The organism is Domibacillus indicus (assembly GCF_000970685.1).
GTDB classification, from domain to species: Bacteria; Bacillota; Bacilli; order Bacillales; family Domibacillaceae; genus Domibacillus; species Domibacillus indicus.
This window is the reverse complement of the sequence record NZ_LAJB01000007.1, coordinates 289,972-306,060: the sequence shown is the minus strand read 5'-3', so window position 1 is coordinate 306,060 and position 16,089 is coordinate 289,972. Positions and strand designations below refer to the sequence as shown.

Here is a 16,089-nt window from a genome sequence, read left to right as displayed (position 1 = left end):
GGAGGCCTAGGCCTCCCGCTTATATTTTTGACCAAACAAAGCCAGCGTGAATGCGTATAAAATATGCCCTGCTGCCCACCAGGCAAAAGCCTGCATATTATTTGCTGCCGGAACGGGCTTGTGAGCCAGCCAGGACAAAGGAAAATACAGAAACACAGCTGGCAGTGTCAGCAGAAAAGAAATCGTATACGGGTGTTTTGATTTTAGCAGAATTGCAAAGAATCCTGCTGATAAAAGAAAAGAAATAAACAGGTGGAAAATAAATTCAGCCCATTCAGGCCATAAAACCTGATTGATGTATGGAATAAAATCCACATTGAGCAGGAGTTTATAAACAGCAATTCCCGTGGCCGCCTCAACTCCTTTTAGAAAAAGGCCAAGTGCAAGACCGGCGGAAGCACCGGCCAGCAAAATATAAGTTATTGAAGCCATTCTTTTTGGCTGCCGGATCGGTAAACGAAAAAATGTCCGGTTTTGATCCGATTGGCCGTTTTTTCTGCAATACGTGCGTGGCATTCTTCGCACATATATGTATGAATAGGGCGGTTCCGCAATTTTTTTGCGGCAGGCAAATGATCATCAAGCGATTCAATTTTATCGCACATTACACACTTTACTCTCATAAGGGCACCTCCATGTTCTCTCTAGTATAACATGATAAAGAGGCAGCAATAGAATTACAAAACGTTTGTTGGTATAATGAGGGAAAAAATAACGGGGTGGAAATATTGGCAAACCGAAATGAATCTTATTTACTGCCAGACTTATTCGAAGCACTTCAGACAGAGCGCCTGTCTTTTTTTTCAACGGTAGACGCGGAAACAGGAGCGCCTTTTATGAACGCCATATCCTGGGTTTATGCCCCGACGGACCAGATTTTGCGGATTGCGGTGGACAGCCGCTCGAAAATCATCGATAATATTCATAAAAACCCGCTCGTTTCCCTGGCTGTTTTTGCTTCCGGCTCCACTTTTACCATCAGCGGAAGTGCTAAAGTGATATCCAGCCGTCTCGATGACGTGCCATTAAAAGCGTCTGTAATAGAACTGGCTATAAAAGAAGTGCGGGACGTTATGTTTTATGGATCAAAAATTGCAGTTGAACCGGTTTATGAGCAAACATATGATTTGCAGGCTGCGGAAAAATTGGACCGGCAAATTATGGCCGCCCTCAGGCAGGGGAGGAGCTGACGAGGCCAGTTTTACTATATAAGGAGTTCGAAAATATTGAGATTAGTTGCTTTGTCATCCATTCAAGAAAATGTCTATCTTGCTGAAAATGTACTAAACAGCAGAGGACAAGTATTGCTAAGGTCTGGTGTGGAACTTACATCTTCCATTTTAAAGCGTCTGCATTCGCTGGGAATTACCTATGTTTATATCGAGGATGCAAGAACGGATGATATTTACATCCGGCCGGTTCTGGCAGAAGAAACGCGGAGAGAAGCTCTTACTATGATGTCGGAAGCGTTTCATCAAGTAAAAAAAGAGCTGGCTGAAGGGTCTCCGAGATTTGGGCTGCATAAAATGGAAAAAAGGTTTGCGGTGGTTGTCCGGGACATTATCAGCCAGATTAAAGAACGGAAAGAAGCAATTGATTTATTGACGCATTTGTATGCTCATGATGATTACATTTTTATCCATTCATTGAACGTGACTATTTATACCTTGGCACTCAGCCTTAAACTGAAAAATTTAACAGCGAAACAAACAGAAGAACTTGGACTAGGGGCAATGCTGCATGATGTTGGCAAACTGCTTATTCCGGCGGCCATTTTAAAAAAGCCCTCCAGGCTTACAGGTGAAGAATTTGAACTTATAAAAAAACATACAGAATTCGGATTTGACCTGCTCCGAAAAGAACACAGCCTTCCGGTAACCGTAGCGCATTGCGCTTTTCAGCACCACGAAAGGTTAAACGGCTCGGGCTATCCGCGTGGCATTAGCGGAGATGAAATTCACATTTTCGGCAAGATGATTGGCATTGCTGATGTTTATGACGCAGTTACTTCTAACCGGATATACCGGAAAGCAATGCTCCCTCATGAAGGAATGGAAATTTTATATGCAGGCTCAGGAACTGAGTTTGAAACAGCTTATATTGAAATGTTTAGAAAAGCGATTGTAATGTATCCTAAGGGTTTAACTGTCTGGCTGAATGACGGGCGGAAGGGGGTTGTTTCCGAACAGAATGAACATATGAGCGACCGCCCCGTGCTTCTTATTTTAGAAGAGGAAGGGCATGTCCTGGATGTGCCCTATAAAGTAAATATGGCAAAAGAGACGACCCTTATGATTACGGAAACCGATACAACATTATTTTATACATAAGGAGCTTTTTATTGAAACAGAAGCAGATTGCCGATCAAGTCATTTGCAATCTGTTTGCTTTTTTGTGGAAAATCTAAGGCAGCAGCGGGAATCCGGCTTTTTCCAAAAAGCAGGGCTTCCCAGTAAACCGCCTGTACTTTTTCAAATGTAGAAGTTAAGTGAAAAGGACTGGCGACTTTGTCGACAGTCCTGTAGAAGGTTTGACGCTGCTCACTCCGCTTCCCGGCCGGCGGAAGATAAGCTGTATTTCAATATCTTTATCTTTCATACGGGGCGTTTAGCGGATTTGAACAGCTGTAACATGAGTAATAGGATTTTCGCGATTTGAGCCATCTTTGAACAATACATGAACAGGACCTTCTTCATGAAGTGGTTTCCCTTTTAGCGAAAATTGCAGAATCAGCAGTTCAGCTTCTGTTAATGGAAATGAAACCGGACCGTTTTTTGTCTCAAATAAAATTTCAGAAGCTTCATCCAGCGGCTCTGCATTTTTTAAAAATGGAGATAAAGGAATACCGAAAGTGCCTGTAAGCACTTTTTCTTTTTCATATTTTTTCTCTGATTTAATCGTCGGCGGAAAAACAGCACCTTCTCGAATTTCTTTTTCCCAAAACCTGGATGTGCTTTTGATATACTCCTCTTCTTCGTCTCTTTCTGGCTGGCTTGAAGAAGAAAAAAATTCATCTAAATCAATACGGCGGTCGTCGAAAATCCAGACGCCCGGGTCAAGCGTAACAGGAAATGATACTTTCCCTTTGATTGGAATGATTTGTTCCATAGGGTTAAATCTCCTTTGTGTAGTTGGCTATGTATAAATTAAGTATACCCTGAAACGTTCAGGTTGTCAGTGCATGTATTAAAATTCCTTGCAAATTCCCTGTATTAACGATAAAATCTTTTAATATACAGTGATTCCATTCTTGGAACAGGGGGAGAAATAATGGCATCTGAAATGAAAATAGACCATCGGGAAAAAGCCTACTCTCTGTTGCAGGCGGATGCGGAAAAAATTTTGCGTCTCATTAAAGTACAAATGGACAACTTAACGATGCCGCAGTGTCCTTTATACGAGGAAGTGCTTGACACTCAAATGTTCGGCTTATCCCGTGAAATAGATTTCGCCATACGTCTCGGACTGGTGGATGAAGCAGACGGCAAACAGCTGATCGATTCGCTCGAACAAAAATTATCAGCATTGCATGAAGCATCGATCGACCGGTAAACAGACAGAAAACTCAAACAGCTGTTTGAGTTTTTTTTAACCTAATTGAGTCTCGCTTTTCGATAAGCGTATGAATGGAAGGTATGTATGTGGAAGAGAAAGTTAAAATCATATGACTATCCACTGGCAGCTGTATTTTTAATACTATGTTTGTTTGGGCTGATGATGATTTTCAGTGCAAGTTCAGTAATGGCGGTACAGCGATGGGGACTTGAAAGCGGATATTTTTATGATAAACAAAAGATCCACGTCGTTCTGGCTTTTCTTGCTTTTGGATTCATGTCAATATTTCCTTACCGGCGTTTAAAAGCAAACCGGTTATTAGTTATCATGACGGGCGGAATGTTTCTCACATTGTTTTTGTTGTTTTTATTTGGAAGCGTATCTAATAATGCGCAAAGCTGGTTTCAAGTGGGAGCCCGTTCTATTCAGCCTTCTGAATTCTCAAAACTTGTTATTATTATTTACATGTCAGCTGTGTTTTCGAAAAAACAAAAAAACATTAATTCCTTAAACAATAGTATTGCTCCTCCAGTAATCGTTTTATTTGTGGTTTGTTTTCTTGTCGCGCTTGAGCCGGACTATGGAACAGCATCGATCATTTTCGCGATTGGGTTGACAATTGTTCTATCATCCGGTATAAAAATGAAAAAGCTTGCAAAGTTTCTTCTTCTTATCGGAATTTTCACTGTGCTCTTATCGCCCCTCCTAATATGGCAGAAAGACAATATATTGTCAGAAGAACGAATGAGCCGGCTTACAAGTTACATGGACCCATTTAAATATGAAGAAGATGCGGGTTATCACCTTGTAAACTCCTACCTTGCGATTGGTTCGGGCGGACTGACTGGTCGGGGGCTTGGACAGAGTGTTCAAAAACTTGGCTATCTGCCAGAACCGCATACGGACTTTATTATGGCCATTATTGCGGAGGAACTTGGCATATTCGGAATCATTATTGTCATTGGAGGAATTTGTTTTATAGTCTTACATGGACTTCGGATTGCGATACGGAGTTCCGATTCGTTCGGCTCTATGCTTGCAGTCGGGATTTCTTCCATGATAGGGCTTCAGGCATTTATCAATCTGGGCGGTGTATCAGGAGTTATTCCGATTACCGGGGTTCCGCTTCCTTTTATTAGTTACGGCGGTTCGTCTTTATTGCTGCTTTCCATTTCGCTCGGAATTCTAGCGAATGTATCGATGCAGTCAAAATACGAAAAAAACTATAAATCATAAAAATAAAAAGGTTCACCAGTTGAACCTTTTTATATATATATTTTATCAACAGATCAGGGGAGAGATGAAGATGAAAAAAATCAGCAAAGTGCTGGTGGCGAACAGGGGAGAAATCGCTATTCGCGTATTTCGTGCCTGCACAGAATTACATATCCGGACAGTAGCTGTTTACTCGAAGGAAGATTCAGGATCATATCATCGTTATAAAGCTGATGAAGCATACCTTGTCGGCGAAGGTAAAAAGCCGATTGACGCTTATTTGGACATTGAAGGCATTATTGAAATTGCTAAACAAGCAGAAGTAGACGCTATTCATCCCGGCTACGGATTTTTATCTGAAAATATCGAATTCGCAAAACGTTGCGAAGAGGAAGGGATTATTTTTATCGGACCAAAGTCTGCCCACCTTGATATGTTCGGTGATAAAGTAAAAGCACGGACACAGGCTATTAACGCAGAAATCCCTGTAATTCCGGGTTCAGATGGACCGGTAAACAGCCTGGATGAAGTAAGGGAATTTGGTGAAAAGCACGGCTTCCCTATTATTATTAAAGCGTCACTTGGCGGCGGCGGGCGCGGCATGCGGATTGTCCAGAGCCTGGAAGAAGTCAGCGAAGCATACGACCGTGCCAAATCGGAAGCGAAAGCAGCATTCGGCAACGATGAAGTATATGTAGAGAAGTTTGTTCAAAACCCAAAACACATTGAGGTACAGATTATTGGCGATCATGAAGGCAATGTAGTCCACTTATTTGAACGTGACTGCTCGGTACAGCGCCGCCATCAAAAAGTGGTGGAAGTAGCGCCGGCGGTTTCTATTTCAGCTGATTTGCGAGACCGTGTTTGCGATGCCGCAGTTAAGTTGATGAAAAATGTGGATTACTTAAATGCAGGGACGGTTGAGTTTTTAACTGCTGGAGAAGATTTTTATTTTATTGAAGTTAATCCCCGCGTTCAAGTAGAACACACGATTACGGAACTGATTACGGGTATTGATATCGTTCAGACACAAATTTTAGTGGCAGAAGGCCATGGCCTTCACAGCGATAAAGTAGGAGTTCCGCTGCAAAAGGACATCCGCACAATGGGATACGCCATTCAATCCCGAGTGACAACAGAGGATCCGGAAAACGGCTTTATGCCGGATACAGGAAGAATTATGGCTTATCGCTCCGGTGGCGGCTACGGAGTACGCCTTGATGCAGGAAACAGCTTCCAGGGTGCCGTTATTACCCCGTATTATGATTCTCTGCTTGTAAAAGTGTCTACATTTGCTATGACGTTTGAACAGGCTGCTTCTAAAATGGTACGGAATTTGCAGGAGTTCCGAATTCGCGGAATTAAAACGAATATTCCATTTTTGGAGAATGTAATGAAGCATAAAGACTTCATTTCAGGAAATTATGATACATCATTTATTGATACAACGCCTGAACTGTTTGTTTTCCCGAAAAGAAAAGACCGGGGCACAAAAATGCTTAACTATATTGGAACCATAACGGTGAATGGATTCCCGGGTATTGAGCAAAAGAAAAAGCCTGTTTTTGATGCACCGCGCATTCCAAAGGTTAAGCTGTCTGAAAAACCGGCACGGGGCACAAAACAGATCCTGGATGAGCAGGGTGCTGACGGCCTTGTAACATGGGTGAAAAATCAAAAAGAGGTTCTTTTGACGGATACAACAATGCGTGATGCCCACCAGTCCTTGCTGGCAACCCGGGTTCGCACAACGGATTTAACGCATATTGCGCCTGCAACGGCACGTCTTCTTCCGGAATTATTCTCACTTGAAATGTGGGGTGGCGCGACATTTGACGTAGCCTACCGCTTCTTAAAAGAAGATCCATGGAAACGGCTCGAGGTATTGCGCAAGCAGGTGCCGAATGTATTATTCCAGATGCTGCTTCGGGCCTCAAACGCAGTCGGCTATAAAAATTATCCAGACAATGTTATTCAGGAGTTTGTTCAGCAGTCTGCAGAAACAGGCATTGATGTATTCCGCATTTTCGACAGCTTAAACTGGGTTAAAGGTATGACAGTAGCTATTGATGCAGTTCGTCAATCGGGCAAAATTGCAGAAGCCACTATCTGCTATACAGGAGATATTGATGATCCATCCCGTGCAAAGTATAATGTAGAATACTATAAGCAGATGGCTAAAGAATTAGAAGCCCAGGGCGCTCATATTCTTGGTATTAAAGATATGGCCGGCCTTCTTAAGCCGCAGGCTGCTTACCGGTTGATTTCAGAATTAAAAGAAGCGGTAAATATTCCAATACATCTGCATACACACGATACAAGCGGCAATGGTATTTTGATGTACACAAAAGCAATTGAAGCAGGAGTAGACATTGTCGACACCGCACTCAGCCCAATGGCCGGGCTTACGTCCCAGCCAAGTGCCAGCACATTGCGATATGCATTGGATGGAACAGACCGTGCACCATCGGTCAGCATTGATGCGCTTGAAAAAGTCTCTTACTATTGGGAAGATGTCCGCAAGTTTTACACGCCATTTGAAAGCGGCATGCTGGCTCCGCATACAGAAATTTATGAGCATGAGATGCCAGGCGGGCAATATTCAAATCTTCAGCAGCAGGCAAAAGGCGTAGGGCTTGGCGACCGCTGGGATGAAGTGAAAGATATGTATCGCCGTGTAAACCTTATGTTCGGTGATATTGTTAAAGTAACTCCTTCTTCAAAAGTAGTCGGCGATATGGCGCTGTTTATGGTTCAAAATGATTTAACAGAAGAAGACGTACTTAGCCGCGGAGATAAAATCGACTTCCCGGATTCGGTAATCGAATTGTTTGAAGGCTATCTTGGACAGCCGGTAGGCGGATTCCCGGAAGAGCTTCAAAAAGTTATTTTAAAAGGCAAGAAACCAATCAGTGTACGGCCTGGAGAGCTTCTTGAAGCAGTGGATTTCCAGGCGCTTCGCAAAGAGCTGGAGCAGGAAATCGGGGAAGAGCCGACAGATCAAGATGTGATCGCGTACGCGCTGTATCCTAAGGTGTTTAGCGATTATGCAAAAGTAAAAGCGCAATATGGAGATATTTCCGTTTTAGATACACCAACGTTCCTTTACGGCATGCGTCTTGGTGAAGAAAAAGAAATTGAAATTGAAACAGGAAAAACGTTAATTGTAAAGCTTGTTTCAATCGGCCATCCTCAGGCAGACGGAACGCGTATTTTAAGCTTTGAGCTGAATGGGCAGCCGCGTGATGTCGTAATTAAAGATGAAAGCATCAAATCTGCTGTAAATGCAAAAGTAAAAGCAGATCCAAAAAATGAGTGCCACATCGCGGCAACAATGCCGGGAACGGTTATCAAAGTTATCCTTGAAAAAGGGGATAAAGTAAAGCGCGGTGACCACTTAATGATTACAGAAGCAATGAAAATGGAAACAACCGTACAGGCGCCATTTGATGGAACAGTTAAAGCGGTTCATGTTCAAAACGGCGAAGCAATTGCAACAGGCGATTTGCTTGTAGAGCTTGAAAAATAAGAAAATAAAAGCACTGCCTCTTAATTGGAGGCAGTGCTTTTATTATTTATTTGATCCAGCGTATTAACTTTACTGCGGGAAATAAGCAGGATAAAGTAGCATAACAGTCCAAATAAGCAGGATATAAAAAGAGCATGAGCGAGGGCTACATATAAATTTAAATTCGTCCAAATAATGATTGCGCCCGCAATGACTTGAAGCAGCACCAGAATAAACGCAATCAGCCACCCATAGTACAAAACGCGCTGGTGCTTATGATGCTTAACGGAAAGGTAAGCAATATAAGCAATCCACAGGAAAATAAGTCCTGCTGCAGCACGGTGGCTCATTTGAACCCATTGATACAAATTTGATGGCAGCAAATCATTGTTGCCGCACATTGGCCATGAACTGCATGCCATGCTTGATTTTGTGTGGCGGACGAGAGCCCCTGTATAAACAACAATGTAGCTGTAAAGAGTAACTCCGATCGTATGCCATTTCATGCGGCTGTCAACAACAAGAGATGACGCATCAAACCGCTGGTCTACTTCGAAAATAAGCAGTGTCAGTAAGAGGACGGCTGCAAACGAAATAAGAGAGATGCCAAAGTGAAGCGCTAACACGAAATCGTTTTGTCCCCAAAGAACAGCCGCTGCCCCAATCAGTGCCTGGGCAATCAAGAAGAAAAGAGCCAGGACAGCCAGAAACTTTGTTTCCCGCTTATGGCCGATAAAGCGCCAGGATGCAATGGACAGCGCCAGAACAAGAAGGCCGGCTGCTCCTGAAACGGCGCGGTGTGAAAGTTCAATGATGGTTTCTATCGTAATATCTTCCGGAATAATCTGGCCGTGGCAAAGCGGCCATTCATTTCCGCAGCCAAGACCGGAATCCGTTTTTGTGACAAGCGCACCGCCAATCAAGACGGCAAGCATAACAAGAGTGGTCACAACACCAAGCCATTTAAGCCAGCTGTGCAAAATGTTCACCTTCTTCTTTCTATCTATATATATCTATCATTCCAGCAAATCCAGAAGGCTGTCTTTTTTTAAAGCCGCCTATTATACATCTTCATATTATCTTATAAAAAAGAACGCCTGAAAACAGAAGGTTTTCACGAGACACAAATTAGACAAAAATAGTTCATTATCCGTTCACATAAAAAAGAAAGGATATGATTTAATATGGAAGAGAGCGCCATGCTTTTGAAATGTTTTGAAATATGGTAGAAAAGCGCGGCTATATCCTTTATAGTAAAATAAGAAAGGGGGAGGAAAGATGTCGCGTGCAGCAACAACTATAGATAAATCAAATGTGCCGGAAACAACAGCAATGAAAGATTTTTTAGCGCTAATTAAAATCGGCATTGTTAATTCTAACTTAATAACCGTTTTTACAGGTATGTGGCTGGCCTTTATCTTAAATGATATTCCGTTTTTGGCCAATTTTAATACAATCGTTTTGACTCTTATTGGCTCCGCTTTAATCATTGCGGGTTCCGCAAGTTTAAATAATTATATCGATCGAGACATTGACCCGTTAATGGAGCGTACAAAAACAAGGCCGACGGTTACAGGAAAGATCAGCTATTCCAAAGTATTAACATTAGGACTTGCGCTCGTCATTATCGGATCAGCGCTTTTATTTATGACAACGTTCACAGCAGGCGTCATCGGCGTCATTGGAATTCTGAGTTATGTTGTTATTTATACAATGTGGTCAAAACGGCGCCACGTCAGCAATACAATTGTAGGAAGTATTTCGGGGGCGGTTCCGCCTCTTATCGGATGGGCAGCGGTTGATCCGACACTTGACGTCTTGCCGTGGATGCTCTTTTTGATCATGTTCATTTGGCAGCCGCCGCATTTTTATGCACTGGCGATGAAGCGGGCAGATGAATATGGGAAAGCGGGTATTCCAATGCTTCCTACTGTGAAAGGGTTTGCGGTCACAAAACGCCATATGTTTGTTTGGACGCTTCTCCTTTTGCCGCTGCCGTTTTTCATGACTGAACTGGGCATGGCATTTATCATTTTGGCAACTTTGCTAAATGCAGGATGGGCTGTGCTGGCTGCAACAGGCTTCAGAACTAAAGACGATTTGAAATGGGCTAAATATATGTTTATTTATTCATTGCAGTATTTAACCATTATTTTCGTAGCGATGGTCATTGTGACTGTTATTTAATAAAGGGAGTTCTTTCTTTTGAAGAAATCCATATATACGCACTGTTTTAGTAGAAATTTTATACGAAAGAGGGGAAGTAATACGCTATGAAACAGAAGCTAACAAAATGGCGCCTTTTTACGGCAGTCGGCCTGCTGGCGCTCGTTCTGTCCGGCTGCGGTGAACCGTTTCTTTCAACGCTGACCCCTGCTGGTGAAGCAGGCCAGACCGCATATGATCTTATGATGCTGAGCACATGGATTATGGTAGGAGTAGTTATCGTTGTATCGATTTTGTTTGCTGTTGCTGTCATCAAGTTTCGCCGCAGAAAAGGAGATAAAGCCATTCCAAAACAGGTGGAAGGAAGCCACGTTTTGGAAATTATCTGGACTGCTATTCCAATCCTTTTGCTTATCGTTCTGGCAATTCCAACAGTCATCGCTACATTCGATCTGGCTGATACGAAGGCAATGGATAAGAAAAATGAAGATGGCACAACAGACGCTTTAGTTGTAAATGTGCGGGCCAACCTGTACTGGTGGGAATTTGAGTATCCCAACCAGAAAATTATCACAAGCCAGGATCTTGTTGTTCCGACTGACCAAAAAGTATATTTTAATGTAAAAGCATCTGACGTTAAACACTCATTCTGGATTCCGGCTGCCGGCGGAAAGATTGATACAAATGTAGATAATGTCAATAAAATGTGGCTTGAATTTGATAATGAAAAAGCGGCTGAAGCTGATAACTTGTTCTATGGGAAATGTGCCGAGCTTTGCGGTCCTTCTCACGCTTTAATGGACTTTAAAGTGCGTGCGCTTCCACAGGAAGAATTTGACCAATGGATAACAGCTATGCAGGCTGTAGATGCAGAGGCAGCGGAAGAAGTGCCAACGGATCCAACTGCAGCAGCAGGACAGGAAGTATTTAATCAAAAGTGTTTAAGCTGCCATGCTGTCACAACCGCTGATGCACGGCCGGAAGCAGCGCGTACCGCGCCAAATCTTGCGAATTTTGGAGACCGCGAACTAGTAGCCGGTATTTTGGCGCATAACGAAGAAGAATTAAAAAGCTGGATTAAAAATCCCGAGCAGTACAAACCAGGTAATAAAATGACCGGTACATACGGTGAGCTGTCTGACCAGGAGCTGGATCAGCTGGCTGCTTATTTAATGAGTCTTAAAGTAGAATAATAATTATAGAGTTAGGGTAAAGGAGGTAAAACCGTTGAGTACCATTGCACATACGCAGAAACGGGGATTTGCCGGTACAGTCTGGGAATACCTAACAACAGTTGACCATAAAAAAATCGCAATACTTTATTTACTTGCTGGCGGCTTTTTCTTTATTGTCGGCGGTATTGAAGCAATGATGATTCGCATTCAGCTGGCTGTGCCGAACAATGACTTTGTCAGTGCCGGTTTATTTAATGAAATTATTACAATGCACGGTACCACTATGATTTTCCTGGCAGCAATGCCTTTATTATTTGCATTTATGAATGCTGTTATGCCGCTGCAAATTGGCGCGCGTGACGTTGCCTTTCCGTTTATCAATGCGCTTGGATTTTGGCTGTTCTTTTTCGGGGGGCTGTTTTTAAACCTTTCATGGTTTTTGGGAGGTGCTCCAGATGCAGGATGGACGTCTTATGCGTCGCTTTCACTTGCGTCTGAAGGGCATGGTATTGATTTCTACGCCCTTGGACTGCAAATTTCCGGTTTTGGTACATTGATGGGCGGTATTAACTTTTTGGTGACGATTATTAATATGCGTGCACCGGGCATGACCTATATGAGAATGCCGCTTTTCACCTGGACGACATTTGTGGCATCCGCTCTTATCTTATTTGCTTTCCCGCCGCTTACGGTCGGATTGTTTATGCTTATCTTTGACCGTATGTTTGGTTCAGGATTTTTTGATGTCGCAATGGGAGGTAATACAATTATCTGGGAACATTTCTTTTGGATCTTCGGACATCCGGAAGTATATATTCTCGTCCTTCCTGCTTTCGGGATTTTTTCAGAGATTTTCCCAACGTTTGCACGGAAACGCCTTTTTGGTTATTCCTCCATGGTATTTGCGACTGTACTAATCGGATTCCTGGGATTCATGGTTTGGGCCCATCATATGTTTACAACGGGACTCGGACCAATTGCCAACGCTATTTTCGCTGTAGCAACGATGGCCATTGCTGTTCCGACCGGTATTAAGATCTTCAACTGGATTTTAACCATTTGGGGCGGGAGCATTAAGTTTACCGTGCCAATGCTTTACGCTGTTGCTTTTATACCGTCGTTTGTTATGGGCGGAGTTACAGGAGTAATGCAGGCAGCAGCACCGGCTGACTACCAGTTCCATGACAGTTACTTTATCGTAGCCCATTTCCACTATGTAATCGTTGGCGGGATTGTACTTGGCCTTCTTGGCGGTGCCCATTTCTACTGGCCGCTTATGTTTGGTACAATGCTTAGTGAAAAACTCGGTAAAGTTACCTTTGTTTTATTCTTAATCGGCTTCCATTTAACATTCTTTATTCAGCATTTCCTTGGATTAATGGGGATGCCGCGCCGTGTCTGGACCTTCCTTCCTGGCCAGGGGCTTGATAGTGGAAATCTTATAAGTTCAATCGGGGCAGCCTTTATGGCGGTCGGGGTTATTATTTTCCTTGTGAACGTCGTTATAACGCAAGTGAAAAACGTGCAGGTAGGACGTGATCCTTGGGAAGATGGGCGTACCCTTGAATGGTCTCTTCCATCTCCAACGCCTTACTACAATTTCAAGCAGCTTCCGCTTGTTCGCGGGCTGGATCCATATTGGATTGAAAAAATGGAAGGCAAAACAGAAATGACACCGGCAGAACCAGTTGGCGATATCCACATGCCGAACAATTCCTTTGTTCCGTTTGTGATTTCATTAGGCCTTTTCATTGCGGCATTTGGTGCTATGTATCATGCAGATGAAGGCAAAGACTGGGCAATCCCCGTTCTTATCATTGGAATGATTGTAACATTTGGTGCAATGCTTTACCGTTCAATCAAAGATGATCACGGTTATCACATTCATAAAGAAGAATTGCTGGACGAGTCAGGCAAAGGAGGGGCAGTTTAATGGCAGCTGAACAAAAATTCACGCCGCAAACGTGGCCCGAATCACCTGAGCAGGCAACGCTTGAAGGCAAAAATAAATTTCTAGGTTTTTGGTTTTTCCTTGGCGGGGAAACAGTACTGTTTGCTTCGCTATTTGCAACATATCTCGCGTTAAAAGATAGTGTGCCAAGTGATACACACGCAAAAGCAGCAGATTTATTCGAATTGCCGCTCGTTTTCTTGATGACGATGCTTCTGTTAACAAGTTCATTAACATCGGTATTTGCAATGTATCACATGAAAAACTATAATTTTAAGAAAATGCAGCAATGGCTGTTTATTACAGTCGCATTAGGATTAGGCTTCCTTGGCTGTGAAATTTATGAATTCAATCATTATTATCATGAGTTTGAACATAAATTTACAAGCAGTGCATTTGGTTCTGCCTTTTACACGCTGGTTGGCTTCCATGGAGGTCACGTTGTGTTCGGGCTTTCCTGGATTATTGCGCTCATGATCCGTAATGCCAAGCGGGGGCTTACTCTATACAATGCGCCGAAGTTTTATTTAGCAAGCCTATACTGGCATTTTATTGATGTCGTATGGGTGTTCATCTTCACGGTCGTATACTTAATGGGAATGGTGGGATAACGATGGCGAATTTACATCCGAATTCAGGTGATCCTAAAGTTACGTATGAATACCGCCGTAAAAAACATGCAGAAGAAATGAGAATGCAGGTTATAACCTTTACAATGATGATTTTCTTTACGGTTATCGCTTTTGCAGCTGTAGGAGCTGGCTTTTCAAAATGGTTTATTGTACCATTTGTTTTATTGCTGGCTGTTGTGCAGGTAATTTTCCAGCTCTATTACTTTATGCATATGAGCCATAAAGGGCATGAAGCACCGCAATTGTTCATGTATTCTGGTGTGATTGTAGGATTTGTAACCATTCTTGCATTTGTTACAATCATTTGGTGGTAAGAAGAAAAAGTGTTTCCTGAAAACAGGAAACACTTTTTTTCTGTCATGAACTTGTCAATTGATGGCGTTGTCACAAACATATAGGGGCGATATAATAAGGGGAGCATCGAATATAATTGAGGTGAATAAGGTGCCAATCAGTATATTTGGTTTTCCGGCTCTCTGGAGTCCGTATTTTATTGTTGTACTGCTGCTTATAACGATTTTATTTTTTTTAACGGCTGCTAAATGGCGGGGAGGATTCAAGGAAAGTGAACCGCTCACGAAGCGCCAGGCAGTGCTGTTTTTGGCTGCTGTCTTGATTTTGTATGCAGTAAAAGGTTCGCCGCTTGATTTAATGGGTCATATTATGATGACATACCATATGGTTCAAATGGCTGTTCTTTATCTCGTAGTGCCGCCGCTTTTTATAAAAGCTATTCCCTGGTGGATATGGAAGCCGGCTATCGAGGCGCCTGTCATAAAACATATTTTTTCATTTGCCACGCGTCCGCTTATTGCGCTTATTTTATTCAATGGCATGTTTTCGTTTTATCATATCCCGCTCATTTTTGATTTCATTAAAATGAATGAGGCACTGCACAGCTTATATACAGTCGTTTTATTTTTCCTGGCAATCTGTATGTGGTGGCCGCTGGTAAATGAGCAGCCCGAAAGCAAAGGAATTGACGGGTTAAAGAAAATCGGTTATATATTTGCAAACGGGGTTTTGTTAACACCGGCCTGTGCATTAATTATTTTTGCTTCAACACCGCTTTATGAAACGTATTCTAATGGAGCAGCCTGGCTGCAGGCAATGGAGCTCTGTGTTCCGGCTTCCACTTTATCTGGACTGAATTTAAGCGGGCCTGAATTGTTTTCCAGTATGGCTGTTGTAGAAGATCAGAAAACAGGCGGAATAGTAATGAAAATTATTCAGGAAATTGTGTACGGTTTTGTGCTGGCACAGGTTTTCTTTGAATGGTTTAGAAAAGAAGAAGAGGATGCAGATAAAATTACTGAGGCGGCATTAGCTCGCCATAATCATATACAGTAACCAAAAAAGGAAATGGCCCTCCATTTCCTTTGTCTTACATAATGGAAGCGGGGAATTTTACTATGTCATTACCAGTTTTGCCGACAATCAGCACATTTTTTATCGCGCTGAGTGCGGTTTTTGTAGCGATTGGCTGGGCGCAAATAAAACGGCGCCAAATAGAAAAACATAAAAAAACAATGCTTTTAGCAGGAATTTTTGCACTCACCTTTTTCATCATTTATGTTAGCCGGACTTTATTTATCGGAAACACGGCTTTTGGCGGACCGGCAGATATCAAAATTTACTATACTATCTTTTTAATTTTTCATATTTGCCTGGCGACCACAGGAGCCGTTTTTGGGCTTGTATCCATTTTGAGCGGCTTGAAAAACAATTTGAAGCTTCACCGTAAAATTGGGCCATACACAAGCGTGATTTGGTTTTTTACTGCGATTACAGGAGTGGCTGTTTATCTGCTTTTATATGTTTTTTATACAGGCGGGCCGACAACCTCTGTTTTTAAAGCAATTCTTGGCGGAGAATAACGAAAAAAGC

General features: G+C 42.6%; 16 protein-coding genes. 12 read left to right on the top strand and 4 right to left on the bottom strand.

What is annotated here, in order from left to right; all coding sequences use genetic code 11:
* Positions 1-6 precede the first annotated feature (6 nt).
* Positions 7-432 (bottom strand): hypothetical protein, encoded by a 426-nt coding sequence (locus tag VP98_RS09655; RefSeq protein WP_046175168.1) that lies wholly within the window; start codon positions 430-432, stop codon positions 7-9.
* Positions 420-623, bottom strand: coding sequence for a YlaI family protein (locus VP98_RS09650; RefSeq protein WP_046175167.1), 204 nt, complete (start codon positions 621-623; stop codon positions 420-422). Before VP98_RS09650 ends, VP98_RS09655 begins: the two co-directional genes overlap by 13 nt.
* A gap of 105 nt (positions 624-728) precedes the next feature.
* On the opposite strand from VP98_RS09650, the gene VP98_RS09645 reads away from it, so the two are divergent.
* Together VP98_RS09645 and VP98_RS09640 are read left to right on the top strand one after the other, a co-directional pair.
* The gene (locus tag VP98_RS09645; protein ID WP_046175166.1) at positions 729-1,190 is read left to right on the top strand and encodes a pyridoxamine 5'-phosphate oxidase family protein; all 462 of its coding nucleotides are present in this window, start codon (positions 729-731) and stop codon (positions 1,188-1,190) included.
* Positions 1,191-1,226: 36 nt separating this feature from the next.
* Entirely contained in the window at positions 1,227-2,330 is a 1,104-nt protein-coding gene (locus VP98_RS09640; RefSeq protein ID WP_046175165.1) for an HD-GYP domain-containing protein, read from the top strand.
* A gap of 277 nt (positions 2,331-2,607) precedes the next feature.
* Here VP98_RS09640 and VP98_RS09635 read toward each other — a convergent pair whose 3' ends face one another.
* On the bottom strand, positions 2,608-3,108 hold the full coding sequence (locus VP98_RS09635; protein ID WP_046175164.1) for a hypothetical protein: 501 nt from the start codon (positions 3,106-3,108) through the stop codon (positions 2,608-2,610).
* A 162-nt stretch (positions 3,109-3,270) separates the two neighbouring features.
* On the opposite strand from VP98_RS09635, the gene VP98_RS09630 reads away from it, so the two are divergent.
* The 3 genes from VP98_RS09630 to pyc all read left to right on the top strand — a co-directional run bounded on the left by VP98_RS09630 (position 3,271) and on the right by pyc (position 8,299).
* Positions 3,271-3,552 carry a YlaN family protein gene (locus VP98_RS09630; protein WP_046175163.1) on the top strand — a complete coding sequence of 94 codons (282 nt, stop codon included), beginning with the start codon at positions 3,271-3,273 and terminating at the stop codon, positions 3,550-3,552.
* Positions 3,553-3,639: 87 nt separating this feature from the next.
* The gene (locus VP98_RS09625) at positions 3,640-4,791 is read left to right on the top strand and encodes an FtsW/RodA/SpoVE family cell cycle protein (protein WP_046175162.1); all 1,152 of its coding nucleotides are present in this window, start codon (positions 3,640-3,642) and stop codon (positions 4,789-4,791) included.
* Between the two features lie 70 nt (positions 4,792-4,861).
* The gene (pyc, locus tag VP98_RS09620) at positions 4,862-8,299 is read left to right on the top strand and encodes a pyruvate carboxylase (RefSeq protein WP_197076578.1); all 3,438 of its coding nucleotides are present in this window, start codon (positions 4,862-4,864) and stop codon (positions 8,297-8,299) included.
* Between the two features lie 20 nt (positions 8,300-8,319).
* Here the strand turns inward: pyc and VP98_RS09615 are convergent, their stop codons facing one another.
* A complete protein-coding gene (locus VP98_RS09615; protein WP_052712197.1) occupies positions 8,320-9,258 on the bottom strand; it encodes a COX15/CtaA family protein in 939 nt (312 codons plus the stop codon).
* A gap of 298 nt (positions 9,259-9,556) precedes the next feature.
* Between VP98_RS09615 and cyoE the strand changes: the two genes are divergently transcribed.
* The 7 genes from cyoE (at position 9,557) to VP98_RS09580 (ending at position 16,079) form a co-directional block, all read left to right on the top strand.
* Positions 9,557-10,465 carry a heme o synthase gene (gene cyoE, locus VP98_RS09610; RefSeq protein WP_046175160.1) on the top strand — a complete coding sequence of 303 codons (909 nt, stop codon included), beginning with the start codon at positions 9,557-9,559 and terminating at the stop codon, positions 10,463-10,465.
* A gap of 86 nt (positions 10,466-10,551) precedes the next feature.
* Positions 10,552-11,637, top strand: coding sequence for a cytochrome c oxidase subunit II (gene coxB, locus VP98_RS09605; protein ID WP_046175159.1), 1,086 nt, complete (start codon positions 10,552-10,554; stop codon positions 11,635-11,637).
* Between the two features lie 34 nt (positions 11,638-11,671).
* Positions 11,672-13,552 carry a cytochrome c oxidase subunit I gene (gene ctaD, locus VP98_RS09600; RefSeq protein ID WP_046175158.1) on the top strand — a complete coding sequence of 627 codons (1,881 nt, stop codon included), beginning with the start codon at positions 11,672-11,674 and terminating at the stop codon, positions 13,550-13,552.
* Positions 13,552-14,181, top strand: a complete 630-nt coding sequence (locus VP98_RS09595) for a cytochrome (ubi)quinol oxidase subunit III (RefSeq protein ID WP_046175157.1) — start codon at positions 13,552-13,554, stop codon at positions 14,179-14,181. The genes ctaD and VP98_RS09595 overlap by 1 nt, the downstream gene beginning before the upstream one ends.
* A 2-nt stretch (positions 14,182-14,183) precedes the next feature.
* Positions 14,184-14,516 (top strand): cytochrome c oxidase subunit IVB, encoded by a 333-nt coding sequence (ctaF, locus tag VP98_RS09590; protein ID WP_046175156.1) that lies wholly within the window; start codon positions 14,184-14,186, stop codon positions 14,514-14,516.
* Positions 14,517-14,646: 130 nt separating this feature from the next.
* Positions 14,647-15,552, top strand: a complete 906-nt coding sequence (ctaG, locus tag VP98_RS09585) for a cytochrome c oxidase assembly factor CtaG (protein ID WP_046175155.1) — start codon at positions 14,647-14,649, stop codon at positions 15,550-15,552.
* A 62-nt stretch (positions 15,553-15,614) separates the two neighbouring features.
* Positions 15,615-16,079 (top strand): DUF420 domain-containing protein, encoded by a 465-nt coding sequence (locus VP98_RS09580; protein WP_046175154.1) that lies wholly within the window; start codon positions 15,615-15,617, stop codon positions 16,077-16,079.
* Positions 16,080-16,089 lie beyond the last annotated feature (10 nt).